The sequence below is a fragment of the Dyella sp. 333MFSha genome, assembly GCF_900102405.1.
Classification (GTDB): domain Bacteria; phylum Pseudomonadota; class Gammaproteobacteria; order Xanthomonadales; family Rhodanobacteraceae; genus Luteibacter; species Luteibacter mycovicinus.
This window is the reverse complement of sequence record NZ_FNBR01000001.1, coordinates 191439-216971: the sequence shown is the minus strand read 5'-3', so window position 1 is coordinate 216971 and position 25533 is coordinate 191439. Positions and strand designations below refer to the sequence as shown.

Annotated in this window: 22 protein-coding genes; 9 read left to right on the top strand and 13 right to left on the bottom strand. The window is 65.1% G+C overall.

Features of this window, described 5'->3' with window-relative positions; all coding sequences use genetic code 11:
* Positions 1–10: 10 nt before the first annotated feature.
* Positions 11–967: a bifunctional riboflavin kinase/FAD synthetase gene (locus tag BLT40_RS00935; RefSeq protein WP_090350789.1), complete on the bottom strand. Its 957-nt coding sequence runs from the start codon at positions 965–967 to the stop codon at positions 11–13.
* A 100-nt stretch (positions 968–1067) separates the two neighbouring features.
* Positions 1068–2675: a murein biosynthesis integral membrane protein MurJ gene (murJ, locus tag BLT40_RS00930; RefSeq protein WP_090350788.1), complete on the bottom strand. Its 1608-nt coding sequence runs from the start codon at positions 2673–2675 to the stop codon at positions 1068–1070.
* Between the two features lie 210 nt (positions 2676–2885).
* Between murJ and rpsT the strand changes: the two genes are divergently transcribed.
* On the top strand, positions 2886–3149 hold the full coding sequence (gene rpsT / locus BLT40_RS00925) for a 30S ribosomal protein S20 (protein WP_036111443.1): 264 nt from the start codon (positions 2886–2888) through the stop codon (positions 3147–3149).
* Between the two features lie 214 nt (positions 3150–3363).
* On the opposite strand, the gene cgtA is transcribed toward rpsT, so the two are convergent.
* The 4 genes from cgtA to BLT40_RS00905 form a co-directional block, all read right to left on the bottom strand.
* Positions 3364–4431, bottom strand: coding sequence for an Obg family GTPase CgtA (gene cgtA, locus BLT40_RS00920; RefSeq protein WP_090350786.1), 1068 nt, complete (start codon positions 4429–4431; stop codon positions 3364–3366).
* 90 nt (positions 4432–4521) lie between these two features.
* A complete protein-coding gene (gene rpmA / locus BLT40_RS00915; RefSeq protein ID WP_036111438.1) occupies positions 4522–4779 on the bottom strand; it encodes a 50S ribosomal protein L27 in 258 nt (85 codons plus the stop codon).
* Between the two features lie 20 nt (positions 4780–4799).
* Positions 4800–5114 (bottom strand): 50S ribosomal protein L21, encoded by a 315-nt coding sequence (rplU, locus tag BLT40_RS00910; RefSeq protein WP_036111437.1) that lies wholly within the window; start codon positions 5112–5114, stop codon positions 4800–4802.
* Between the two features lie 356 nt (positions 5115–5470).
* Positions 5471–5989 carry a DUF2059 domain-containing protein gene (locus BLT40_RS00905; RefSeq protein WP_036111435.1) on the bottom strand — a complete coding sequence of 173 codons (519 nt, stop codon included), beginning with the start codon at positions 5987–5989 and terminating at the stop codon, positions 5471–5473.
* A 201-nt stretch (positions 5990–6190) separates the two neighbouring features.
* On the opposite strand from BLT40_RS00905, the gene uvrA reads away from it, so the two are divergent.
* The 4 genes from uvrA to BLT40_RS00885 all read left to right on the top strand — a co-directional run bounded on the left by uvrA (position 6191) and on the right by BLT40_RS00885 (position 11896).
* Positions 6191–9178, top strand: coding sequence for an excinuclease ABC subunit UvrA (gene uvrA, locus BLT40_RS00900; RefSeq protein WP_090350783.1), 2988 nt, complete (start codon positions 6191–6193; stop codon positions 9176–9178).
* Positions 9175–9600 carry an acyl-CoA thioesterase gene (locus BLT40_RS00895; RefSeq protein WP_090350781.1) on the top strand — a complete coding sequence of 142 codons (426 nt, stop codon included), beginning with the start codon at positions 9175–9177 and terminating at the stop codon, positions 9598–9600. Before uvrA ends, BLT40_RS00895 begins: the two co-directional genes overlap by 4 nt.
* Before the next feature lie 65 nt (positions 9601–9665).
* On the top strand, positions 9666–11126 hold the full coding sequence (locus BLT40_RS00890) for a DUF4139 domain-containing protein (RefSeq protein ID WP_090350780.1): 1461 nt from the start codon (positions 9666–9668) through the stop codon (positions 11124–11126).
* 14 nt (positions 11127–11140) lie between these two features.
* Positions 11141–11896 (top strand): enoyl-CoA hydratase/isomerase family protein, encoded by a 756-nt coding sequence (locus tag BLT40_RS00885; RefSeq protein ID WP_079522233.1) that lies wholly within the window; start codon positions 11141–11143, stop codon positions 11894–11896.
* An 86-nt stretch (positions 11897–11982) separates the two neighbouring features.
* Here the strand turns inward: BLT40_RS00885 and BLT40_RS00880 are convergent, their stop codons facing one another.
* The 3 genes from BLT40_RS00880 to BLT40_RS00870 form a co-directional block, all read right to left on the bottom strand.
* On the bottom strand, positions 11983–12915 hold the full coding sequence (locus BLT40_RS00880; RefSeq protein ID WP_079522235.1) for a Nudix family hydrolase: 933 nt from the start codon (positions 12913–12915) through the stop codon (positions 11983–11985).
* Positions 12915–13403: a dihydrofolate reductase gene (locus BLT40_RS00875; protein WP_079522236.1), complete on the bottom strand. Its 489-nt coding sequence runs from the start codon at positions 13401–13403 to the stop codon at positions 12915–12917. Before BLT40_RS00875 ends, BLT40_RS00880 begins: the two co-directional genes overlap by 1 nt.
* A gap of 108 nt (positions 13404–13511) precedes the next feature.
* Positions 13512–13895, bottom strand: a complete 384-nt coding sequence (locus BLT40_RS00870) for a winged helix-turn-helix transcriptional regulator (protein ID WP_036111412.1) — start codon at positions 13893–13895, stop codon at positions 13512–13514.
* 83 nt (positions 13896–13978) lie between these two features.
* Here BLT40_RS00870 and BLT40_RS00865 point away from each other — a divergent pair, with 83 nt between their 5' ends.
* Positions 13979–15037, top strand: a complete 1059-nt coding sequence (locus tag BLT40_RS00865) for an SDR family oxidoreductase (protein ID WP_079522238.1) — start codon at positions 13979–13981, stop codon at positions 15035–15037.
* Positions 15038–15146: 109 nt separating this feature from the next.
* Here the strand turns inward: BLT40_RS00865 and BLT40_RS00860 are convergent, their stop codons facing one another.
* Positions 15147–15362, bottom strand: a complete 216-nt coding sequence (locus tag BLT40_RS00860; RefSeq protein ID WP_079522240.1) for a hypervirulence associated TUDOR domain-containing protein — start codon at positions 15360–15362, stop codon at positions 15147–15149.
* 87 nt (positions 15363–15449) lie between these two features.
* Positions 15450–17570 (bottom strand): TonB-dependent receptor, encoded by a 2121-nt coding sequence (locus BLT40_RS00855; RefSeq protein WP_218124506.1) that lies wholly within the window; start codon positions 17568–17570, stop codon positions 15450–15452.
* Positions 17571–17703: 133 nt separating this feature from the next.
* Here BLT40_RS00855 and BLT40_RS00850 point away from each other — a divergent pair, with 133 nt between their 5' ends.
* A complete protein-coding gene (locus BLT40_RS00850; RefSeq protein ID WP_143025808.1) occupies positions 17704–18612 on the top strand; it encodes a hypothetical protein in 909 nt (302 codons plus the stop codon).
* A gap of 32 nt (positions 18613–18644) precedes the next feature.
* On the opposite strand, the gene BLT40_RS00845 is transcribed toward BLT40_RS00850, so the two are convergent.
* Entirely contained in the window at positions 18645–19439 is a 795-nt protein-coding gene (locus tag BLT40_RS00845; protein WP_079522244.1) for a thymidylate synthase, read from the bottom strand.
* Positions 19440–19452: 13 nt separating this feature from the next.
* Entirely contained in the window at positions 19453–20280 is an 828-nt protein-coding gene (gene lgt, locus BLT40_RS00840; protein ID WP_036111397.1) for a prolipoprotein diacylglyceryl transferase, read from the bottom strand.
* A gap of 131 nt (positions 20281–20411) precedes the next feature.
* Between lgt and BLT40_RS00835 the strand changes: the two genes are divergently transcribed.
* Both BLT40_RS00835 and BLT40_RS20710 read left to right on the top strand, forming a co-directional pair.
* Entirely contained in the window at positions 20412–22361 is a 1950-nt protein-coding gene (locus tag BLT40_RS00835) for an alpha/beta hydrolase family protein (RefSeq protein WP_079522246.1), read from the top strand.
* Between the two features lie 95 nt (positions 22362–22456).
* Positions 22457–25336 carry a TonB-dependent receptor plug domain-containing protein gene (locus BLT40_RS20710; RefSeq protein WP_090350777.1) on the top strand — a complete coding sequence of 960 codons (2880 nt, stop codon included), beginning with the start codon at positions 22457–22459 and terminating at the stop codon, positions 25334–25336.
* Positions 25337–25533 lie beyond the last annotated feature (197 nt).

Sequence of the window (25533 nt, the reverse complement as noted above, 5' to 3'; positions counted from 1 at the left end):
GCGCGTTCCGTCATGCATCGACAAGTATGGGGTTCATGCCAAGGGCCTGCCGGGCGGCGATCTCGTCCTGGCGCATTTGCGCGGTCAGGGCGTCGAGGCCGTCGAATTTTTCTTCGTCACGCAGTTTCCGGACGAACTCCACCGCGATGCGCATACCGTAGAGGTCGCCGGAAAAGTCGAACAGATGCGCTTCGAGCAACGGCTCCGCCACCTCGTTCACGGTCGGGCGGACACCCAGGCTGGCCACGCCGGGCCAGCTGCAAGGGCCCTCGCCCACACCGATACGCACGGCGAAAATGCCGCGCACGGGACTGACCCGCTCGGGCAGGTGCACGTTGGCGGTGGGATAACCGAGCGTACGGCCCAGCTGCTTACCGTGCTCGACATGGCCTTCGATGATGAAGGGCCGTCCGAGCAGAGTCGCGGCGTCGGCGAAGCGGCTTTCCGCCAGCAGGGTGCGCACCTTGCTGGAAGACACGCGTTCGCCCTCGACCATCACCGGCGAGACCGCGTGCGCGGTAAAGCCGAGTTCGTCACCCATCGACCGCAGGAGGGCGAAGTCGCCGCCGCGGCGGTGACCGAAGCGGAAGTCTTCGCCCACCCAGACTTCACGGGCAGCCAGCCGGCCGACGATGACGCGGCGGACAAAATCCTCGGCGGACATCTGGGTCAGCGCTTCGTCAAAGCGAAGGGACAGAAGTTCGGCGATGCCGGCGGCGGTCATGCCCTCCGCTTTTTCGCGGACGCCGGACAGACGTGGCACCGGCTCCTTCGAAAAGAAGGCGCGCGGCAGCGGCTCGAACGAGATGACGGCTGGCGTGAGGCCCTTCGCCTCCGCCCGTGTCCGGACCTCGGCGAGAATGGCCTGGTGGCCCAGATGAAGGCCGTCGAACGCGCCGATCGCAACCACGCTGCCCTGGGGGGCGAGGCACGGTCCGTCGATGTCGCGGTGCAGTCGCAGCGTCATGCGTGAGCGCCCTGGAATCGATGCGGAATAAAAGCCATCGGGCCAGTATAGCGGCCCCATTGCGCCGCACAATGCGACGCGGAGACCCCGGACGAACCGCTCAACGCGCGCGCAGGTCGCGCAGACGGAATCCGAGGGCGAACAAGGCCGCCACGTAGGCCCCGCCCCCTGCCACCACCAGGATGGCCAGGCGCCAGACGCGCACCCACTTCTCCACGCCACTCCATTCCGGCCAGATATGCAGGCCGGTCAGCAGCACCGCGATCATCACCCCGCAGGCGAGGGCCAGCCGCGCGATATGCCGGCCCCATCCCGACTGGCGGGTGTATACGCCGGCCTTACCCAGCCAGCGCCAGAGCAGCGCAAGGTTGAGGTAGCTGGCCAGAGCGCTGGCCATGCCCAGCGCCATGTGCAGACCCGGGATGGCGGCGAGCGCCGCCATCCACGACCCGGCCTTCTGCTCCGGCGTGGCCCAGAGGAAGAACAGGAGGGCAAGGAAGCCGACATTGAAGACCATGTTGGCAACGAGCGACGCGACGCCCGCGCGGACGGGTGTCTTCGTGTCCTTGCGCGCGTAGAACGCGGGCAGCACCACCTTGACCAGGGCGAAGGCCGGCAGGCCGAAGCTCAGCGCGGTGATCGACATCGAGGCCATCTTGGTATCGAAGGCGGTGAAACGGCCGTTCTGGAACAGCGTCGCCACGAGGGGGAACGACAGGAGCATCAACGCGAACATGGCCGGCACCGCGATCAGCAGCGTCGTACGCAGACCCCAGTCCAGTGCCCGGGAGAAGCCATCCTTGTCGGTGGCGACATGGTGGCGTGACAGCGAAGGCAGGATGACCGTGCCCAGCGCCACGCCGAAAACGCCCAGGGGAAGCTCGAGAAACCGGTCGGCCTGGGACAACCAGCTCTGCGAACCGGCGATCAGCAGCGACGCGATCACGGTGTCCAGCAGAAGATTGATCTGCGCCACCGACGAGCCGAACAGCGTCGGCACCATCAGGGTCATGATCCGGCGCACATCCGGCGACTTCCAGCCCCAGCGCGGCATGGACAACAGATCCAGGCGGCGCAGCGTCGGCAACTGGAACACCAGCTGCAGGAAGCCCGCGATCAGGATCGCCCAGCCCATCGCCATGATCGGCGTATGCAGATGCGGCGCCAGCCAGAGGGCACCGCCGATCATGCACAAGTTGAGAATTACCGGCGTCAGGGCCGGCAGGCCGAAACGATGGAAGCTGTTGAGCGCGCCGCCGCTCAACGCCGTCAGCGAGACGAACAGGAGGAACGGAAACGTCAGCCGCAGGAGGTCGACGGTGAGGCCGAATTTCGCGGGGTCGTCCACCGCGCCCGGCGAAAACAACGCCGTCACCTGAGGCGCGAAGATCACACCCAGCGCCACCACGATGAGCAGAATGCCGCCCAGCGTGCCGGACGTTTTCGCCATGAGGTCTTTCAGGTCCTCATGCGTACGTGTCTCCTTGACCTCGGTGAAAACCGGCACGAACGCGGTCGAGAAGGAGCCCTCGGCGAACAGGCGGCGCATGAAGTTCGGGATGCGGAACGCGACCCAGAAGGCGTCGGTCGCGGCATTGGCGCCGAAGGAATGGCTGATCGCCATATCGCGCACCAGGCCGAGCACGCGGGACACCATGGTCATGCTGCTGAAGGAGAGCATGCCGCGAAGAAGGCTGGGGGTTTTCATCCGGGGAGGGGCTGCCTTGGAGGCTGGACCAAACCCCTAGTTTGACAGCGCGCCCCCGGCGGAGGACAGTCCGCAGTCTGGAAATTCCCGGGCGCCTCGCCCGATCACCCGTCGGGTACGCCCGTGCGGGCTCTAAGCTATTGACGCGCCCGGCGTTTGGCATCAAAATGGGCGTCTTTCTTAAAACCAACCGAACTCTGGAGCTTCACCTTGGCCAACATCAAGTCCGCGAAGAAGCGTGCGCGTCAGTCGGAGCAGCGCCGTCTGCGCAACGTCAGCGCGCGTTCCATGGTGCGTTCCGCACTGAAGAAGGTCGTCAAGGCGATCGACGCCAAGGATAAGGCTGGCGCAGTCAGCGCGTACGCCATCGCCGTGCCGGTGATGGATCGTTACGCTGCCCGCGGCCTGATCCACAAGAACAAGGCTGCTCGCCATAAGAGCCGCCTGAACGCGAAGATCCGCGACCTGGCATAAAGCCTGCGCGACATCGCTGTTTGCAGAAAAGCCGGCTTACGCCGGCTTTTTTGTTTCCCCGTTTCTTGTTTCCCGTAGGAGCGCGCCCCGCGCGCGACATCTTTTGAGGCCGAACGCCGGGCGCCGGCGTGCAATCTTCCGGCGCCCGGTGAAGAGCTCGCGCGCAGGGCGCGCTCCTACAGGTCGGGCGGGCTCATTAAGCCCGCATTGCCTTTTATTCCCTGCGCAGCCTCACGTCATCGCGCTCTTCGCTGCGATCGCGCTGCTTCGCCCGCTCGGCATCGAAGAACTGCTGCACCTGCAGGCACACATCACGCGTACCGATCTCGCCAGCTGCCGAGACCACGAACCACGGCGCCGTCCATTCCAGACGCGCGATGATCTCGTCGACTTTCGCCTTCAGCTCGTCCTCGTCATCAATGACGTCCGACTTGTTGATCACCAGCCAGCGCGGGCGCTCGACCAGCTCGGCATCGAAATTGGCGAGTTCTTTTTCGATCGTACGCACCTGCTCCACCGGATCCGAGCCGTCGATCGGCTGGATGTCGACCACATGCAGCAGCAGGCTGGTACGCGATACGTGACGCAGGAACTGGATACCGAGGCCGGCGCCGTCGGCCGCACCCTCGATGATGCCGGGAATATCGGCGATCACGAAGCTCTGGTCGGTACCGATGCGCACGACACCCAGGTTCGGGTGCAGCGTCGTGAACGGATAATCCGCCACGCGCGGCGTAGCCGCCGATACCGCACGGATGAAGGTGCTCTTGCCAGCGTTGGGGAAGCCCAGCAGGCCGACATCCGCGAGCAGACGCAGCTCGAGCTTGATGTCGCGAACCTCACCCGGCGTACCTGGCGTGAACTTGCGCGGAGCACGGTTGACCGAGCTCTTGAAATGGATATTGCCCAGACCGCCACGACCACCCTGCGCCACCTTCAGACGCTGGCCATGAGCCGTGAGATCGCCAATGACTTCGTCGGTGTCGACGTTGATGATGATGGTGCCGACAGGCACGCGGACATCGACATCGTCGGCGCCCTTACCGTACATCTGACTACCCATGCCCGCCTGACCGCGCTTGGCCTTGAACGAACGCATGTGACGGAAGTCGACCAGGGTGTTGAGGCCCTCGTCGGCCACCAGCCAGACGGAACCGCCGCTGCCACCGTCACCGCCATCCGGCCCACCAAAGGGAATGAATTTCTCTCGACGGAAGCTGACGCAGCCGTTGCCGCCGTCACCGGCCGAGACTCTGATTTGCGCTTCGTCGACGAATTTCATGGAAGGGGAACCTGGGTGAAGAAGTGATGCCGCTTTACAAACGAAAAGCCCCGCCGTGGGCGGGGCCTTCGTTATCGCGTCGGGGAAGGCTTACGCCTGGACGACGTCGACGAACTTGCGACCCTTGTCGCCACGGGTCTTGAAGGCAACCGTGCCATCGACCAGCGCGAACAGGGTGTGGTCGCGGCCGAGGCCGACGCCCACGCCAGCGTGGAACTTGGTACCGCGCTGACGAACGATGATGTTGCCGGCTTCAACAGCCTGGCCGCCATAGATCTTCACACCGAGATACTTCGGGTTCGAATCGCGACCGTTACGGCTGGAACCTACGCCTTTTTTATGTGCCATGACTCATATCCTCCGGCAGATCAGGCGTTGATGCCCGTGATCTCGATTTCGGTGTAATGCTGACGATGTCCCTGCGTACGCTTGTAGTGCTTACGACGACGGAACTTGACGATGCGGATTTTATCCGCGCGGCCGTGGGCGCGAATCTTCGCGCTGACGGTGGCACCGGCGACCAGCGGGGCGCCGACGGTGATCGACTCGCCTTCGCCCACCAGGAGGACCTGGTCGAACTGGACGGTGGAATCGACTTCAGCGGTGAGCAGTTCGACGCGCAGGATTTCGCCCGCCATCACACGATACTGCTTGCCACCGGTCTTGATGACTGCGTAGCTCATGGTTATTTCCTGTTGCTGTTTATGTAGTTCTTTTTAGGGTGTTACGGGTCGTGCGAACTGCGAATTATAGCCAAGGGGAAAAGGCAAGGTCAATCAGGTGGTTAAGGGAGAAAGGGTGCAGCAGGGCCTGATCGGCAGCAAAATCGAAAAAACCTTGCCTGGCATACACTTACTGTAGGAGCGCACCCCGTGCGCGACCCGCCGGGAACGTCCGGCTCGAAGCCGAAGCCGCTTCGTGAGGCCGGACAGCCGGCTTGATGGTGCGCAAGGCATCGTTCGCCGGGGTGGGCCTGAGGGTTCGCGCGCGGGGCGCGCTCCTACCGCTTAACGGGGCGCGCTCCTACGGCGTAGGGGGCTTATTTTTTCTTTGTGGCGGCGGGCGGTGCGGGCGCGGGCTTGGCGGCCGCACCGCTGGCCGGGCACTGGCCCTGCGGATTCAGGGTGCCCTGCGTCTGCAGCTGGGCGATCATCTGCTGGCCTCGCTCCTGACCCCACTGCTTACCGATCTGCATGCCCTCGGCCATGGTCGCCGGCATCTGCGTGATCACCTTCTGACCGAGCGGCGAACGGTAGAACTTGAGCAGGCCGTCGATATCTTCGGAAGTGAAGTGCTTCTGATAGACCGGCACCATGCGGCCGATCAGCTGGTTGGTCGCGTTGGCGTCGACAAAGCCCTGCCAGTAGCTGGCCGGCACGCACGGAAGGGCGCTCTGCATCACGCCCGCCATCTGGCTGTTCATCTGGCTGAGCATCCGGCCCATGCCGACCACGTCCATCAGCTGGCGCACCTGCTGCTCGGTCGGCGCCGCGGCGAACGCCTGACCCGTACAAGCCGCCAGCATCAGGCCGGCCGCGATCCCTGTCCACTTACGCATGCGTGTTTCCTCTTCGGATGGGTGACTCGCCCCTCCCCGGGGTGGAGGCCATGGTAGCCGACCTCCGCCATCGTGCAGACCCACCTTCGGCAGCCCCGACCCGTTGGGAATAACAAATGTGATGAACCGTCAAAAGTCGACGCCGAATGAAGGCGAAAAACCCTTGGTATAGTCGGGGGCTTCCCCCATTTATGTCGGCACATGGACAGCATACGCATCCGCGGCGCCCGCACGCACAATCTCAAGAACATCGACCTCGACCTGCCCCGTGACAAGCTCATTGTCATCACGGGGCTGTCCGGTTCGGGTAAATCCTCGCTGGCTTTCGACACGATCTATGCCGAAGGCCAGCGTCGCTACGTCGAGTCACTGTCCGCCTATGCGCGGCAGTTCCTCTCGATGATGGAAAAGCCCGACGTGGACACGATCGAAGGCCTCTCTCCGGCCATCTCGATCGAGCAGAAGTCGACCTCCCACAACCCCCGATCCACCGTCGGTACGATCACCGAGGTGTACGACTATCTGCGCCTGCTCTACGCGCGGGTCGGTACGCCCCGCTGCCCGAATCACGGCATTCCGCTGGAGGCCCAGACGGTCAGCCAGATGGTGGACACGGCCATGGCGCTCGATCCCGAGAAGCGCTGGATGTTGCTGGCCCCGGTCATCCGCGAGCGCAAGGGCGAGCATGTGCAGGTCTTCGACCAGTTGCGCGCCCAGGGCTTCGTCCGTGCCCGCGTGGACGGTGAGGTCTACGACCTCGACGCCGTGCCGCCGCTGACGCTGCGTCAGAAGCACACCATCGAAGCCGTGATCGACCGCTTCCGTCCGCGCGACGACATCAAGCAGCGCCTCGCGGAGTCGTTCGAGACCGCCCTGCGCCTGGGCGACGGCATCGTCGTCCTCGTCGACATGGACGACAAGAAAGCCGACGAGCAGCTGTTCTCGTCGCGCTTCTCCTGCCCGATGTGCGACTACTCGCTGCCGGAGCTCGAGCCGCGCCTGTTCTCGTTCAATTCGCCCGTCGGCGCCTGCCCGACCTGCGACGGCCTGGGCGTGACCCAGGTGTTCGACGGCACGCGCGTGGTCGGCCATCCGGAGCTCAGTCTGGCCGGCGGTGCCGTGCGTGGCTGGGACCGCCGCAATGCGCATTACTTCCAGCTGATCGTCTCGCTAGCCAAGCACTACGGCTTCGATCCCGAGACGCCGTGGCGCGAGCTGCCGAAGTCGGTGCAGAACGCCGTACTCAACGGCTCGGGCAAGGAAGTCATTCCGTTCCGCTATATCACCGAGCGTGGCGGCAAGGTCACCCGCGAGCACAAGTTCGAGGGCATCCTGCCGAATCTCGAGCGCCGGTATCGCGAGACCGAGTCCGCCGCCGTCCGCGAGGAACTGGCGCGTTACATCGCCGATCACCCCTGCCCGGATTGCGGCGGGCAGCGTCTGAATCCCTCGGCGCGCAACGTGTTCGTCGCGGACCACGCGATTCCCGAGCTGACCTCGCTTGCGATCGACCGTGCGCTGGCCTTCTTCGAAGGCCTCAAGCTGCCCGGCTGGCGCGGCGAGATCGCGGTCAAGATCGTGAAGGAAATCCGCGAGCGGCTGACCTTCCTCAACGACGTCGGCCTCAACTACCTCACGCTCGACCGTCAGGCCGATTCCCTGTCCGGCGGTGAAGCCCAGCGCATCCGACTGGCCAGCCAGATCGGCGCCGGGCTCGTGGGCGTGATGTACGTGCTCGACGAGCCGTCGATCGGTCTGCATCAGCGCGACAACGAACGCCTGCTGGGCACCCTGACCCGCCTCCGCGACCTGGGCAATACCGTGATCGTCGTCGAACATGACGAGGACGCGATCCGCGCGGCCGACCACCTGCTCGACATCGGCCCCGGTGCCGGCGTGCATGGCGGTCACATCGTCGCCGAAGGCACGCTCGAGCAGGTGCTCGCCAACCCGGCGTCGGTGACGGCGAAGTACCTCACGGGCGAGCGCGGTATCGACGTCCCTAAGAAGCGCCGCGAAGCGCGCGACGACAAGTGGCTCGAACTCAAGGGCGCGACCGGTAACAACCTCAAGGACGTGGATGTGCGCATCCCCGTCGGTACGTTTACGTGCGTTACAGGCGTGTCCGGCTCGGGCAAGTCGACGCTGATCAACGACACGCTCTATCGCCTTGCCGCGATGGAACTCAACGGTGCGGGCGAGCAGCCGGCAGCGCACGAGTCCATCGAGGGCCTGGAGCTGTTCGACAAGGTCGTCGATATCGACCAGTCACCGATCGGCCGCACGCCGCGGTCCAACCCGGCGACGTATACCGGGCTGTTCACGCCGCTGCGCGAGCTCTATGCGCAGGTGCCGGAGTCGCGTCAGCGCGGTTACCAGGCGGGCCGTTTCAGCTTCAATGTCCGCGGTGGCCGCTGCGAAGCCTGCGAAGGCGACGGCATGATCAAGGTCGAGATGCACTTCCTGCCGGACGTGTATGTGCCCTGCGACGTCTGCCACGGCAAGCGCTACAACCGCGAGACGCTGGAGGTCCTCTACAAGGGCCACACCATCGCCGACGTTCTCGGCATGACGGTGGAAGACGCGTTCAAGCTGTTCGAGAACGTGCCGGTGATCGCGCGCAAGCTCGAAACCCTGCGCGCGGTGGGCCTGGATTACATCAAGCTCGGCCAGAGCGCGACCACGCTCTCCGGTGGTGAAGCGCAGCGCGTCAAACTGTCGAAGGAGCTGTCCAAGCGCGACACGGGCAGCACGCTGTACATCCTCGACGAACCGACCACGGGCCTGCATTTCCACGACATCGAACAGCTGCTCGACGTGCTGCACAAGCTGGTCGACCACGGCAACACCGTGGTGGTCATCGAGCACAACCTCGACGTGATCAAGACGGCCGACTGGCTGGTTGACCTCGGTCCCGAAGGGGGTGCCGGCGGTGGACGCATCCTGGTGAGCGGCACGCCTGAAACGGTGGCCGCGACAGCGGAGTCGCACACGGGACGGTTCCTCAAGACACACCTCAAACCGGCGCGCACCACGGCGAAACCAGCCACGGCGAAGCCAGCGGCCGGCAAGGTTCCTGCCGGCAAGGCGCCCGCCAAGGCCCCTGCGAAAACCGCCGCCACGAAAGCACCTGCCAAGACCTCCACGGCAAAGACCGCCCCGGCGGCGAAAAAGAAGAAACGCGCATGACCACCGAAGCCTCGAACCCGCCCGCACCGACGCCACTCTTCATCACACCGATGGAAGTCCGTTGGCAGGATCTGGACGCGTACAACCACGTCAACAACGCCAATTATCTGGTCTATCTGCAGGAGGCCCGCATCAAGTGGCTGCAGCAGCTCCCTGATAAGTGGTACGGCGAGGACGGCGCGCCGGTGATGGCACACAGCGAACTCAACTACCGCCTGCCGATCGAATGGCCGGCGGACATCCAGGTCGAGCTGTACGTCAACCGGATCGGTACCAGTTCCATGACGGTGGGGCACCGCATCGTGACCAGCGACGACGCGACGAAGATCCATTGCGACGGCAGCGTCACCATGGTCTGGATCAATCCGAAGACCGGTCGGCCGGTGCCGATTCCGCAGGCGGTCCGGGATGCCGCGGGGTGATGTAGCAGCCCTGGTTCACTTCTCCCCAGTATGATCCGCGTGGGCAATCATGGAGAGAATGAATCATGTCGCGTCGCATCCTTGTCCTGGCGATCGCCAGTGCTGTCGCCTTCCCCGCCTTCGCCGCGGGTGAGCGCACCTCGCTCACGCTGTACCGCGCCGATGGCGACCAGTTATTCGCGACCAACGGCGATGCCGTGTCCGCCGAAGGTTATGCCGTCGTCCACGAACGTCGCGTCTTCGACCTGAAGGGTGGCACGCAGGATCTCGCCATCGACGGGCTGCCCTCCGCCCTCGACAGCGAAGCGCTTTCCCTGCGCTTCCCCGACAAGGACACCCGCGTGGTCTCGCAGCGCCTGCTCCTGGGTCAGGGCTTCGACGGTGCGGTCGCCGGCCTCGTGGGCCGCAACGTCACCGCCATCGGTGACGGCGGCCAGACCATCGCCAGCGGCGTTCTCGTCCGCGGCGGCGATGCGCTGGTCATCCGCGAAGCCAGCGGGCAGGCCAGCCTGATCCGGAACTACGCCGCCCTGCGTGCCGCCGACGCTACCGACTTCGCCCGCGGCTCGACCCTGCAGGTGCGCGTTGCGGGGTCGGCGGCGGGCAGCAGCACCGCCCATCTCGACTACCCCACCTCCGGACTGGGCTGGCGCGGCGCCTATGTCGCGACCCTGGCACCGGGCGACACCTGCAAGATGACTTTCGACGCCGCCGCCAGCATCGCGAACCGAAGCGGACGCGACTGGAAGGACGTCTCGCTCAAGCTCGTCTCCGGCGACGCCAACCGGGCGAAATCCGCGCCTCAGCCGAAGATGTTCATGGCCCGCGCCGCCGCGGCACCGGCTCCCATGGCCATGATGGATGCCGCGCCCCAGCAGGCTACGCTCGGCGACCTGCGCACGTACACGCTGCCGGCGGCAGTGGATCTGCCCGTTGGCAGCGTCACGCAGACTCCGCTCTACGACAGTCGCACGCTGGCGTGCGAGCGCAAGGCGGTCTACGACACGGGCATACGCTATTACAACTCACGTCCTCGCCTGGAACGCGATATCGGCCAGCCGCCGGAAGGCACGCCGATCGTATCAACCGTGGGCTTCAAGGCGTTCGACGCGCTGCCGGCCGGGTACGTCCGTGTGCTCACCGTCGACCGCGATGGCAACGCCGAATTGCTGGGCGAGGGCCGGCTGGACGACACGCCGAAAAACAAGGATGCAACCATCACCCTCGGCAATGCTTTCGACCTGACGGCAAAGCGCGAACAAACCTCGTTCACCGCAAGTGACACGGAGCGTCGGATCGACGAGGGCACACGGATCGTCCTGACCAATGCGGGCGATACGAAACGCACCGTGACCCTGCGCGAGCACCCCGCCCGCTGGCGCGCATGGACGGTCGTATCGTCGTCCGTCAAGCCGACGAAGAACACGCCCGACGGGCTCGAGTTCGACGTGGACGTGCCGGCGAACGGTTCAGCCACGCTCGATTACACGCTGCGCTACACCTGGTCGCCCGGCGACGTGAAGTAAGAGGAGATACGACGATGCTCGATATTCTTCCGCACGACGGCGGTATCCACGAGATCCGCCTGGCGCGCGCGCCGGTCAATGCGCTCGACACCGGCCTCGTGCAGGCCTTGCACGAGGCCGTCGCCGCCGCGCCCGGCAACGGTGCGCGCGGCATCGTGCTGTCCGGCGCGCAGGGCATCTTTTCGGCGGGCGTCGACGTCCCTTCCCTGCTTCAGCGCGATCGCGCGGGTGTCACCGATTTCTGGAACGCGTTTTTCGCCCTCTGCGGCGCCATCGCGTCCTCGCCGGTGCCGACCGTGGCGGCGATCACCGGCCACAGCCCGGCGGGCGGCGCGGTGCTCGCGCTGTTCTGCGACTACCGGATCATGGCGCATGGCATCTACAAGATCGGTCTGAACGAGGTTCAGGTCGGCCTGTCCGTGCCCGAGCCGATTCAGTTCGCGATGCGGCGCATCGTCGGCACGTATCGTGCGGAGCGCTTGCTGGTATCCGGCACGATGGTGGATGCGGAGGAGGCCCATGCGATCGGCCTGGTGGACGAGCTTTCCGCGGTCGAGCAGGTCGTGCAGCGTGCCGTGATCTGGCTTGGCGAGCTATTGAAGCTGCCGCCGAAGGCGATGCTGCGCACGCGTGCCATTGCGCGGGCGGATCTGCTGGAGGTATGGGGCGACACCACCGATCTGCTCGATCCGGGGTTTATCGACGACTTCTTTGGTGATGAGACGCAGGCGGTGCTGCAGGCCCTCGTGGCTCGGCTGAAATCGAAATAACAGCATCGCGCGCAAGGCGCGCTCCTACCTGTAGGAGCGCGCCTTGCGCGCGATGTGGCTGCGGGCAAGAACGCCCGATGCCGCAATCACAAAAACCCGCGAATCCCCGCTACACCCTGCCCCGCATGCATCCGAGCGTCGGCCACATCATCCGGTCCCAGCCCACCCAAGGCATAAACCGGTAACGAAGCGGCTTCCGCGAGCCGCGCAAACCGCGGCCAGCCCATCGGTTCGGCATCCGGATGACTGCGCGTCGGCAAGACCGGCGACAGCGTCGCGAAGTCGCATCCCAGCCGGGAGGCCAGCGTCAGCTCTTCGGCGTCGTGGCAGGAAGCACCGACGACCTGCCCCAGCGGCAACGGTCGCTCGGGCAGCGAGCGCAACTGGGCGGACGAGAGGTGCACACCCACGCCCGATCCCAGCCGCAGCGCACCCTCGATATCGCGATTGAGCAGCAGCGTGGCGCCGAAGCGGCGCAGATCGTCCTGTATCGATGCAGCCAGCCCGCGCGTCGCCTCGACGGGCTCGTCTGTCAACCGAAGCTGCAACAGCCGCTCTCCGCGCGCCAGGGCGGCATGCAGCGCCGCGGACGCTACGGCCACCGATGCATCCGCCGGTGTGACCGGATAGTGCGCGGGCAACCGGACGGCCGCGAGGACAGGACGATCGGCGGGCGCCAGACGCGCCTCATCCAGCCGATGCGGATCGACCCATTCGATCGCGGAAGCATCCAGCGCCTGCGGCCCACCCGTCCAGGCGTAAACGCGGATCGCTTCCAGCAGCATGTCCCGATCGCCGTAGCGCCAGGGAACGCGGATCAGCGCCTCGAAGGACAGCGGATCCGCCGCGATACCCAGCTCCTCGTCCAGCTCCCGCGCCAGGGCGACAGCGGGCGTTTCGCCGGCTTCCAGCTTGCCGCCGGGAAACTCCCACATACCCGCCAGATGTTTACCCGGCGGACGCTGGGCGATGAGGATCCGTCCGGCGCCATCGACGAGGACGCCGGCGACGACGTGCATCAGACGTTCCTGACGTATTCGACCATGTCGAAGGGGAACGCATGCTCCTTGTCCGCGGCGTGATGCACGCGGGACACTTCAGCCCATTCCTTGAAATCGATGCCCGGGAAGAACACATCGGCGCCGTCCACGGCGGCGTAGACCCAGGTCAGGTACAGCGTGCGCGCGTACGGCAGCGCCTCGCGGAAGACTTCACCGCCACCGATCACCATCAGGCCCGAATGATTGCAGCTGGCCTGGGCCTCCTGCACGGAGCGCACGGTGATCTGGCCCGGGAACGGCGCCTCGCCCTTGCGCGACAGCACGTAATTGACGCGATCGGGCAGCGCCTTGCCGATCGATTCCGCCGTCTTGCGACCCATCAGGACAGCCTTGTCCGTTGTCAGCTTCTTGAAATAGCGCAGGTCGTCGGGGAGGTGCCAGGGAAGGCCTCCCTGCTTGCCGATGGCAAAGTTTTCGTCGAGCGCGGCAACCAGGTGAACAGCCATGGAGCATCCTTCAAAAATGGGGAAACGGCGGGCGACGGCGCCCGTGCGGTGCGAATGGTAGTCCTCCCCGGCGAAGGGGGGAACTAACGCTCGTTTGATTCCGCGAGGCTAACGGCGTCGGGACGTGGCCCGGGGCCGCAGCGCGTCGAGGGCGCCTTCGTTGGCCCGGGCCCAGTCGTAGATCATTTCGATCGGCTCGACCAGCCGCTGGCCAAGCGGCGTCAGCGAATACATCACACTGGGCGGCACGACCGCCTCCTCAACCTCACGGTTGACCAGCCCACTATCGGCCAGCTCGCGCAACGTTTGCGTGAGCATCTTCTTCGAGATGCCGGGCAGGCTGCGCAGCAACACCCCCGAACGTGCGCTGCCGCCGTGCCTTGCGTGCAGCGCATGCAGAATCATGCTGGTCCACTTGGTCGCGAAAAGCTCGAGTACGCGCCGGGGGGCGCAGTCTTCGAGCCACTCACTGTCGGGGGAGCCGGGTTTCATCAGCGGGTTACCTTTTGGTGCCTTCTTGGAAGGGGACATCCGCGCCTTTATGGTGGGGGGATGTCCCTGCATAGAGTAACCCCATGAACCATGCACTCGTCGTCGGCGCCAGCGGCATCATCGGCAGCGCCCTGACCGAACTCCTCGTGGCGAACGGCTGGAAGGTCTCCGCCCTCGCCCGCCGCCCGGGCGCTCGTGACGGTGTCACGCCCATCGCGGCCGACCTGACCGATGCGGACGCGACGCGCGCCGCGCTGGAAGGTGTGACACCCACGCATGTATTCATCGCCACCTGGGCACGTCAGGCCAACGAACTGGAGAACATCCGGGTCAACAGCGCGATGGTCCGACATCTGCTCGACGGACTGCGTCCGGCCGGCAGCGTGAAGCACGTCGCCCTCGTGACCGGCCTGAAGCACTATCTCGGACCGTTCGAGGCCTATGGCAAGGGCGTGCTGCCCGAGACACCGTTCCGTGAGGAACAGGGCCGTCTCGATGTCGACAATTTCTACTACGCCCAGGAAGACGAGGTATTTACCGCCGCGAAGCGGGACGGCTTCCACTGGAGCGTGCACCGTCCGCATACCGTCATCGGCGTCGCCGTCGGCAATGCCATGAACATGGCCACCACGCTTGCCGTGTACGCGTCGATCTGCAAAGCCACCGGTCGTCCGTTCCGCTTTCCGGGATCGGCCGCGCAATGGCAGAGCCTCACCGACATGACCGACGCGCGCCAGCTCGCCCGGCACCTGCTGTGGGCGTCGACGACGCCTGCCGCCGCCGACGAAGCCTTCAACGTGGTCAACGGGGACGTCTTCCGCTGGAGCTGGATGTGGTCGCGGATCGCGGCATGGTTCGGCATCGAGGCGGCGCCGTTCGACGGCACTGTCGTTCCGCTGGAACAACAGATGGAAGCGGATGCGCCGGTCTGGGAGCGCATCGTGGCTGAGCATGGCCTCGCCGAACCGGACATGCATCGTCTCGTGTCCGCGTGGCACAGCGACGCCGACCTGGGTCGTCCCATCGAAGTGGTCACGGATATGTCGAAGAGCCGGCGCATGGGCTTTCTGGACTATCAGCCGACCGACGACGCGTTCTTCGATGCGTTCGCGCGGTTGCGGGCGGAGCGGTTCATTCCCTGAGCCCCGTGTGCGACGGCCCTCAACCTCCCGCGCCGACGGTGGCGATACATCGTCGCATCGCCGCGCGGGAGGATCGTATGACGACAGAAGTAACGTGAGCAGGGCTCGCTCAGGAATCGCGCACCTTCTTCAGCGCGCCCGGTTTATGCGCCGCCTTCGCACCCGTTTTGTCGCTTGCTACCAGGTATTCCGGATTATCGGGCGAGGCGGCGACCTTATGCCCCTTGATGTTCGAGGGGCTGGTCAGTTTGCGAACGATTTTGCCTTTCGTCTTACCCTGAGAGGTGTCCCATTGCACGTTGTCGCCACGCTTGAGAGAAGCCATGCGCCACTCCTGATCGGTTCGGTGCGACAACGATCCCCGCGGCCGTGTGGATTGCGCGTCATCACGCCATGATTTATGCCTGAAACGTCAGAACCGATAGCCCACATTGAACATCGTGCTGCGGTCGTCGCCCAGCGCGACCGCGGCCGCAAGACCGCCGGCGTAATAATGCTTGTCGAAGACGTTCTTCAGCGACAAGGCGAGATGCCAGCGCTGCGCATCCCAGGCGATGCCGGCATCGGCAACGACATAGCCCGGCAGCGTGTACGAGTAGGCGAACCGTGAGCTTTCACCCCGGAAGCCTCCATTGAAGGACCAGGGCGAGCCGGGCGACTGGTACCGCGCGAACAACGTGGCGCTATGACGCGGCACATTGTTGATGCGCTCCCCGTCGGTCGAAGGCACTTCGCCGCCGTCGTCCGTAATCAGCCCCTGCGTATACGCATAGCCACCGTTGAGGCTGAGGCCACCGCCCAGATCGGCCGTGACGCCGAGTTCGGCGCCGCGCGTGCGCTGCTCCCCGATGGCGATGGAATAGCCTTCGTTCACCGGGTCGTCCTGCAGCACATTCTGGCGGCGGAGATCGTATAGCGCCGTCGTCACGAGCATCCGGCCCTGCATCAGATCGAACTTCAGGCCCAGCTCCCACTGCTTGCCTTTCTCAGGAGCGAAGGGCCGAGCCTGCACGTTCGTGCCGGTGTTCGGATAAAACGACGTGGCGTAGCTCAGATACGGATGGACGGACGAGGCCAGGTCATACATCACGGCGAGTGAGCCGGTGTTGGCACTCGCGGGGTCGTTCTCGTGCGTACCGGTGAGATGGTTGTCGGTCGCCGTCCAGGTACGGTCGCGACGCAGACCCGCGGTAACGTGCCACGCCTCGCCCACCGTGAGCTGATCCCGTGCATACACGCCGACCATGTTGACGTCGGTACGCGTGTCGGTACGCGGTTTCGCCGGGCACACGATCGGGGCACCGTAGACAGGCAGGTAGGCATCGAGGGCGGCGACCGTGCAGGTGCGCGATACAGCGTCCTCGCGAGAGTCCATGTAATCCACGCCCAGAGTGACCTCGTGCGACACATGTGCCGTTTCGAAGGAACGCATCAGACGGGAATCGACGACGAGCGTCCTGCCGCTGTAATGCTGGTCCGTGCCCGTCCGTTTCACCGTGCGCTGGTCGGCGTTCATCGCGCCGTTGGCCACGAGCTGGCCGTCGAGGGTGAAGTCCTGCACGCGCAGGTTGTTGGTCAATGTCCATCCGTCGCTGAAGCGGTGCGTCAACGCGTAGCCGACCCGCGTCTGACGCCCGTCGTAAGGCTCCTGACCGGGCTCGCCCATGAAGGTGTCGCGCGGGATGGCGCCGTACTTATCGGCCTTTATCGAGCCCACGAGCGGAAGCCCCTGCTGCCGGACGTAATGGCGCTCCTGCAGACTCGTCAGAAGCACGAAGTCGGTGTCCTCGCCCAGATCGAGAGACAGCGATGGCGCGATCCATCGATTCCGGAACCACACATGCTGCGTGGCATCGTCGGAGTTCATCGCAAGGCCATTCACGCGCACGGCGCTACGTCCGTTGGCGGATAGTGGCGCTCCGACGTCGAAGCTGGCCTGCCGCAGCCCGTCGCTCCCTGCGGTGACGTCGACGCTGCCAAAGGCATCCGGCTGCGGTCGCCTGCTGACCATGTTCACCACGCCGCCGGGAAGCACGAGGCCATACACCAGCGATGCGGGGCCCTTGAGGACTTCAACCTGTTCGTACCCGAACAGCTGCTCGGCTACGCGATTGGAGGCCGCCGTGCGCAGCCCGTCGACGAACAGGGAGTCCGACGCGGTCTGGCCACGAATGATCAGGTCGTCCCAGCCGCGGCGGCCGAAGTTGTTGCTGACGACACCGGGAACGTTGTGAAGCGCGTCGGCAAGCGTCTGCGCCTGTTGTACGTCGAGCAGTTCGCGCGTGACGACCGTCACCGTACGCGGCGTCTGCTCGATGGTGAGCGACGATTTGTCGATCCCGGGCGGCGATGGGTTGCGAAAGCCCCCTGACTGGCCCACGACGCTCACGGCGGTGAGTTGGGTGGTCGTCTTGTCTGCAGACGTATCTGGCGTGTCCTCGTCCGGCGCGCCGCTTGCATGAAACGCCGTGGTGAGGCAAAACGCGCCCAGCAGAAAACGGGCGCGACGGGGCGCCAGGCGGTAACAGGTCACGGCAATCTCTAAATGCGAATAATTCGCAATAGCATATGTAAACCGTGGCGTCAGGGCAACCGCTGCGGTGCAGCACCGCTACACAGGATCGAGCGGCGTATAAATGCAGGCACCCTTGCCCGAGACATCGACCATGTCGCAGTCGTCCGCACTGTCCCAACGGGGTCAGTTCCGCCAGATGTACATGGGACTCAAGGCCCAGCATCGCCTCGACAGGATCCCGGTCATCCTGTGCGAGGGAGACTCGTGGTTCGCCACGCCACTGGCCATGAACCTGCTGGACTGGATCGTTTCGCCCGCCCCGGCGGACGCGGCGAATGGCGTACCGCTACTGGGTCAGGGCGGCCTGTTCTTCCGTGTGGAGCGCAGCGGCGATCAGGCCGCACCGCAGACGGCGCATCCAGGACGCTCGATGTTCACCGAGGACAACGTCAGCGATCTTCTCGGCTGGTTCAGGCACTATGAGTTCGACATGGTGTTGCTCAGTGCGGGCGGCAACGATTTCGTCGACACCTGGCTGCATGCCGCGCTCGCCGGCAAATCGAACCTGAGCGCCAAAGCCGCATACGACGTCGTCGCGCAGACCGGCCGTTTCGAAGAGGTACGCAAGGCCTACGCGTACTTCGTCGGAGCCTTCCACGCCGCACGCCCCAACATTCCCATCCTCGCGCACACCTACGATTACCCGATAAAGATCGGCGTCGAGGCGACGCTCGGACTGGATATCGGCGCGGCGGGTGTCCTGAAGAAATCGACCGGACCGTGGATCGGGCCGAACGTCGCCAACGTCATCGTCGGTGGATTACCCGAGTGGCAGCAGTTCGCGCGATTGCTGATCGACGGCTTCGTCGAGCGGGTACTGGAGCCGGTGAAACAGGATGCGGCGCTGGGTGGCGCCTTCGACTACGTGGACCTGCGAGGCAACCTGACGGATCCCGCGTTGTGGCACGACGAAATGCATCCGACCGAGGCCGGCTTTCACCGGCTCGCCGGAATCTTCCGCGCCAGGCTGATCGCGAAGCTACCGCCCGCGAAGCGCTAGACCCATGCGGCGACGCGCGATCGGCGAACCGCTCAGACCGCCACAGGCGCCTTGATCGCCGGATGCGGATCGTAATCCGCAATCGCGACGTCCTCGAAGCGGAAGTCGAAGATCGACTTCACCTCCGGGTTCAGCACCAGCTTCGGCAAGGCACGCGGCTCACGCGCCAGCTGCGTCGTCGCCTGCTCGAGATGATTCGAATACAGATGCGCATCGCCCAGCGTGTGCACGAAGTCGCCCACTTCCAGCCCGGTGACCTGGGCGATCATGTGGGTCAGCAATGCGTAGCTCGCGATGTTGAACGGAATGCCGAGGAAGATATCGCCCGAACGCTGATACAGCTGGCACGACAACTTGCCATTGGCCACGTAGAACTGAAACATCGTGTGGCACGGCATCAGCGCCATATTCGGCAATTCGCCGACGTTCCACGCCGAGACGATCAGCCGGCGCGAGTCGGGATTGCGCTTGATCTCTTCCACGACCCAGGCGATCTGGTCGACCACCTTGCCGTCGGCCGTCGGCCACGCGCGCCACTGGCGCCCGTAGACGGGACCGAGGTCGCCGTTGGCATCCGCCCATTCGTCCCAGATACGGACGCCGTTGTCCTTCAGGTAACCGATGTTGGTATCGCCCTGCAGAAACCAGATCAGCTCGTGGACGATCGACTTGATGTGCAGTTTCTTCGTCGTGACGAGGGGAAAGCCCTTCGACAGGTCGTAGCGCATCTGCCAGCCGAACACGCTGCGCGTGCCTGTGCCGGTACGGTCGGATTTCTCGGCGCCGTGGTCGAGGACATGGCGGAGGAGTTCGAGGTAAGGCTGCATGGCGTCGAGGGTATCAGGTGGCTGTCGCCGCCACCGGCGCGACAGGCGCGTACGGTGCGCGGCGCGAGAGCGCCAGCAGCAGGATGCCGAGCGCGATCAGCGGCAGCGAGAGGATCTGGCCCATGGTCACCCAGCCGAAGGCGAGGTAACCCAGCTGTGCGTCCGGTACGCGCACGAATTCGATGATGAAGCGGAAGCAACCGTAAAGCAGGCCGAACATGCCGGAGACCGCATAGCGCGGGCGCGGCTTCATCGAAAAGATCCACAGCACCACGAACATCACCACGCCCTCGAGCGCGAATTCGTACAGCGGATTCGGATGCCGCGGCAAGGCGTCGGGCGCATGCGGAAAGATCATGCCGATCGGCAGGTCGGTCGGCTTGCCCCACAACTCACCGTTGATGAAGTTGCCCAGACGGCCGAGACCCAGTCCCAGCGGCACCAGCGGCGCCACGAAGTCGATGGTGTCGAAGAGCTTGATGCCGTTGCGTCGCGACCAGAAAAGACCGGCCAGCACCACGCCGATCAGACCGCCGTGAAACGACATACCGCCGTCCCAGACGCGGAACAGCGCCACCGGGTCGGTCCAGATCCAGTTGATCGGCGTGTAGAACAGCATGTAGCCGACGCGTCCGCCCAGCACCACGCCCATCATCAGATAGAACATGAGGTCGCCCAGGCGCTCCGAGCTGACCGGCAGACGGCCCTGGCGACGGCGGTACTCACCCAGCGACCAGCCACCGAGAAAGCCTCCCAGGTACATCAGACCGTACCAGTGGACCTGAAGAGGGCCCAGCGAGAGGGCGACGGGATCGAAATTGACGACGAACGGAGTGCTCATGGACGGCCTGGGTCAAACGCAGACGCCAAGTGTACCGCCTTGCCGTACCGGCGCGAATGGGCTATATCCCGGCGCGGGGCATCGTCCGGGGGGATGGTGCCGACATGGATGCATCACCAGGGGAGATTCCGATGAACCACCGTTTCGTGCGGCCGCTGCTGGCCGCGCTTTGCCTCGCCACGACCGCCGCCAGCGCCGCGAATCTGATTCCGGTAGCGGACTTCGCGCGCCGCATGCCGCTGACCGAGCCCAGCCTGTCTCCGGACGGGCAGTATGTCTCGATGGCGTATCACGATCCCGATGGCAAGAATCATGGCCTGGCGATCTATCGCGTGGGCGAGATGGGCAAGCCCGTCACGCTGATCCGCATGCCGCCGTACGAAATGCCCGCCGGCATGATCTGGGCTAGCAACACCCGGCTCGTGGTGGCGCGGGGCAAGGTGGACGGTTCCATCGGCGCCGCCTCGTACACGGGCGAACTGATGGCGATCGACGTCGACGGCAAGAATGCCGACTATCTGTTCGGCTACGAGAATTACGGAAAGCGCGCCGGCACGCGCTCGCTGGATCGCGGCTGGGGCACCATCGAAGGTGCGCCCATCGAAGCGAACGGCCATTTCTACATGCGCGCCACCCTCTGGAACGATCAGGGCCACAGCACGCTTTACGACGTGGACGCGCAATCGAGCGCACGCCGGCTGATGGCCGACATCGGCGACCGCGACATGCGTTTCATGATCGCGCCCGATGGCACGGCACACTACGCCTTCGGCACGGGCGACGACTTCAAGTGGACCGTGTACCACCGCGAGGGCACGGGCTGGGCGAAAGTGGCTCGTAACCCGGACCATCACGCGTTCCTGCCCGTCGCATCCGTCGCGAACAGCAGCAACCGCATCTATGCCGAGTACAGCCCCGGTGGCCAGGGCGGTGAATTCGTCGAACAGGACGAGGATGGCGGCAACCTGAAGGTGATCCGCAAGGACGACTTCGGCTGGGTCTCCGCCAATGGCCTGTGGACGCCCGCCCCGCTCCGCCCCTTCGGTACCGTGACCGACACCGGCATCCCGAAGGCCGAATACATCGACCCGCAGGCGCCCATCGCCAAGCTCCATCTGGCCCTGTCGCAGAAATTCCCCGGCAGCTTCGTCAAGTTCGTCGACTTCAGCCGCGACGGCGGCCAGCTGATGTTTGCCGTCGTCAGCGATCGCGAGCCCGGCCGCTACATGCTGATCGACACGAAGACGTACAAGGTCAGCAAGCTGTTCGACGCCAAGCCGTGGATCGATCCCGCGCAGATGGCGGAACGCCGCCCGTTGCGTTTCAAGGCCAGCGACGGCATGGAACTCGAGGCGATCCTCACCTTCCCCAAGGGCCGTCCGGAAGCGAACCTGCCGATGGTCCTGCTGCCCCACGGCGGCCCGCACGGCATCTCGGACGACTGGTATTACGATACGGACGCGCAGTTTCTCGCCAACCGGGGCTACCTCGTCCTGCAGGTCAACTATCGCGGCTCGGGCGGGCGCGGCAGCGACTTCGAAAAAGCCGGCTTCCTGAAGTGGGGCACCCGCATTCAGGAGGATCTGATCGACGGCGTGAAGTGGGCGATCGGCCAGCACTTCGCCGACCCCGCCCGCGTCTGCGTGTTCGGCGCCAGCTTCGGCGGCTATTCGGCCCTGATGACGCCCATACGCGCGCCGGGGGTCTTCAAGTGCGCGGTCGCCTACGACGGCGTCTACGACCTCGACATGATGTACAACAAGGGCGACATCAAAACCGAAAAATCCGGCCGCAGCTACCTCACCACGGTGATCGGCCGCGATCAGGCCGACCTTGCCGCCAATTCGCCGACGCACCTGGCCGACAAGATCGACGTGCCCGTCTTCCTCGTCCACGGCGAAGACGACGAACGCGCGCCTTTCGCCCAGTTCAAGGCCATGAAGGCCGCCCTCGACGCGGCACACAAACCGTATGAAACGCTGACCAAGCCGGACGAGAAGCATGGTTTCGTCAAGCCCGAGAACATCGAGGAGTTCTACAACCGCCTGCAGGCGTTCCTGGCGAAGAACATAGGGTCGTGACTTCCGCCGGTTGCCCCCGTCACGTCGCACGCGTTATCTTCGCGTGATCGTCCGGCCCGAGTGGGGTGTGACGGGGGCTTGGGAGGCTTCAGGGTATGCAAGTGAGTTCCGGGCAGAGGCGCCACGTCGCAGGTCGACACGCGGCGCTCGCCATCGCGCTCGGGGCCTGCCTGCTCGCTCCGGCCGCCAGCGCACAACAAAGCTCGCCGTCCTCGGCGGAACTGCTGGCACCGGTCAATGTGACGGTGACCGGTTCGCGTATCCGCGGTACCGACGTCGAGACCGCGCAACCTGTCTTCACCCTCGACCGCCAGGCCATCCGCGCCACGGGGCTCACCAGCCTCAGCGACATCATTGCCCGGCTGCCCTCGGCGGGCACCCCCGAAGTCACCCCGCAGGACACCCTGTCCTCCAGCGGTGACGCCGGTGGTCGCTATGCAAACCTGCGCAACCTCGGCGCCGTGCGCACCCTGGTGCTCGTCAACGGCCGGCGCTGGACGACCAGCCTCGGTGGCCTCACCGACATCTCCACCATCCCGGTGTCGATCGTCGAGCGCATCGAAGTGCTCAAGGACGGCGCGTCGTCGATCTACGGGTCCGACGCGATCGGTGGCGTGGTCAATATCATCACCACGGACCGCTTCGAAGGCGCCACGGCCGACGTGCAGTACGGCGTCAACGGTCATGGCGACGGCGCGCAGAAGAACGGCACCTTCACCTGGGGCAAGAGCACGCAGAACGCTTCGATCATCCTCGGCGCCAGCTACGAAGACGGCGACGATCTCAGAGATGCCAAGCGTTCGCTCACCGCCTCGCCGGACGGCCCCCGCCATGCCGACAGCGGCTTCGGCATGGGTCCCTATGGAGGCGTGATCGACCCGCGTTCGCCCGGCACCGCGTATGTGATCAACCACGCCGGCGGTGTGGTCGGCGATACCGCGAACCTGGCCAACTACCACCCGTACGACGTCGACAGCAATGCGGACAAATACGCCACCACGCGCGACATGACGTTCCGGGCCGGCAGCAAGTTGCGCAACCTGTTCGGCACGGGTCGCTACAACCTGACCGACGACATCACCCTGCGCGGCATGGCCAGCTACGGCGTGCGCGACACGCATTGGCAGGCTGCGGGCTATCCGCTGGAAAGCGGCTCGGGTCGCGGCGAACCGCTGGTCATCGACGCGAACAACGCCTATAACCCGTTTCCAGGCTACGACACGTCTTTCTTCCGCCGCCTGACGGAAATCCCCCGGATCACCTGGGCGAAAAGCAAGACGATGCACCTGGACGGTGGCGCCGAAGGCACGTTCCAGTGGGGTGAGCACACCTGGAACTGGGACGTGACCTATGCCTACTCCGAAGCGCGTGCCAGCCGGACCACCAGCGGCAACATCGACCTCGACCATGCGCGCAAGGCACTCGGCGCGACGACGACGGTCGATGGTCGGCTCGCCTGCGCGGAAGCCGCCGATCGCGCGGCCGGCTGCGTGCCCTGGAACATTCTGGCGGGGCCCGGCGGCACGCCGGACGCCGCATGGAACTACGTGACCTCCACCGGCACGTCACACCAGACCACGCGCACCAACGACGTCATCGCCAACCTCACCGGTGGCGTGCTCGACCTTCCGGCAGGCACCCTGCGTGTCGCGGGCGGCATCGAGCACCGCAACGAGACCGGCCGGTACACGCCCTACCCCGCCGACTCCGCCGGGCTGACCACGCAACTGGCCAGCGCGCCCACGGCGGGCGGCTACATCGCCAACGAAGCCTACGTCGAGCTCGACGTGCCGCTGCTCGCCGACCTGCCGCTTGCCCATGAGCTGGCGGTCAACGTGTCGTCGCGCTACTCGCATTACTCCGCGTTCGGCGGCCGGACCAACGACAAGTACAGCTTCCGCTGGAAGCCGTTCGACGATCTCCTGCTGCGCGGGACGTATGCGGAAGGATTCCGTGCGCCGACGGTGGCCGATCTCTACGCCGGCACCAGCGAGAGCTTCGAGAGCTTTCTCGATCCGTGCGACAGCGCGTACGGTGCCGCCGCGGGCAACGCCGCCGTCGCCGCGCGTTGTGTCGCCTCGGGCGTCCCGGCCAGCTATCGCCAGACCGATCAGTCGGGCGCGCAGATCAACTCGGCGACCGGCGGGCAGAACCCGAACGCGTTCAGCGCTGGCGCCAATCCCGCGCTCAAGCCCGAGTCGTCGATCACCCGCACCGCCGGACTGGTCTACAGCCCCAGCCAGATCGACGGTCTGGATGTCACGCTCGATTACTACAAGGTCGACATCGAGGACGTCATCACCCCGATCCTGGCCGGTGACATCCTCAATTTCTGCTACGTCGGTAACGACCCGGCGTACTGCGGCCGCTTCACGAGGGCGACGAACGGGACCATCACCTCGCTCGACGAAAGCCTGGCCAACCTCGGCTCGCTGCGCACGGAAGGCTACGATCTGGGCCTGCATTACCGGTTCCCCGTCACCCACTTCGGCGAATTCGCCCTGCTTTCGGACAGCACCTATCTGAAGGACTACACGCAGGTCAGCAGCCCCGGCGCCGCGCCGCGCCACCTGGCCGGGTACATGGATGGGGTGCAGGGCCTCTACCGCGTGCGTTCCAACCTGTCGCTGGACTGGTCGCTGAAGCGCTTCGGCGCCACGTGGACGGTGCGATATTTCTCCGGACTCAACGACAGTTGCTGGTCGGCCGATGTCGAGTGCAATCGCCCCGAGAAGGTCAACGCACTGACGGGCGCCACCGGAATCAGCCATAAGGGCGGCGTCGCGTTCCACGATGCGCAGCTACGCTGGCAGGCACCGTGGAATGGCAGTTTCCGCGTCGGCATCAATAACGTTTTCGCCCGCAAGGGACCGTTGTTCTACAACGTCTCCGCGGCCGGCGGCGGCAGCCCGCCGTACAACCCGGCATACGATGTCGACCGTTATTTCTACGTGGGTTACCAGCAGCGGTTCTGAGCCACTCGCAAGATCCACCCCATTTCGAACGATCCAATCGCATCCGTAATTTCGGATAGGAATCGTTCTCAAATCCTTGCGGTCATATGACAGCCGCGTTATGTTCCCGTTACGTCGCATAGCGCCCAGGGTCGGCGCGACGTGAGTGTCCCCACACTCCAGGCCCTTCGATACCCCCATCAACGAGTGCCGTCAGC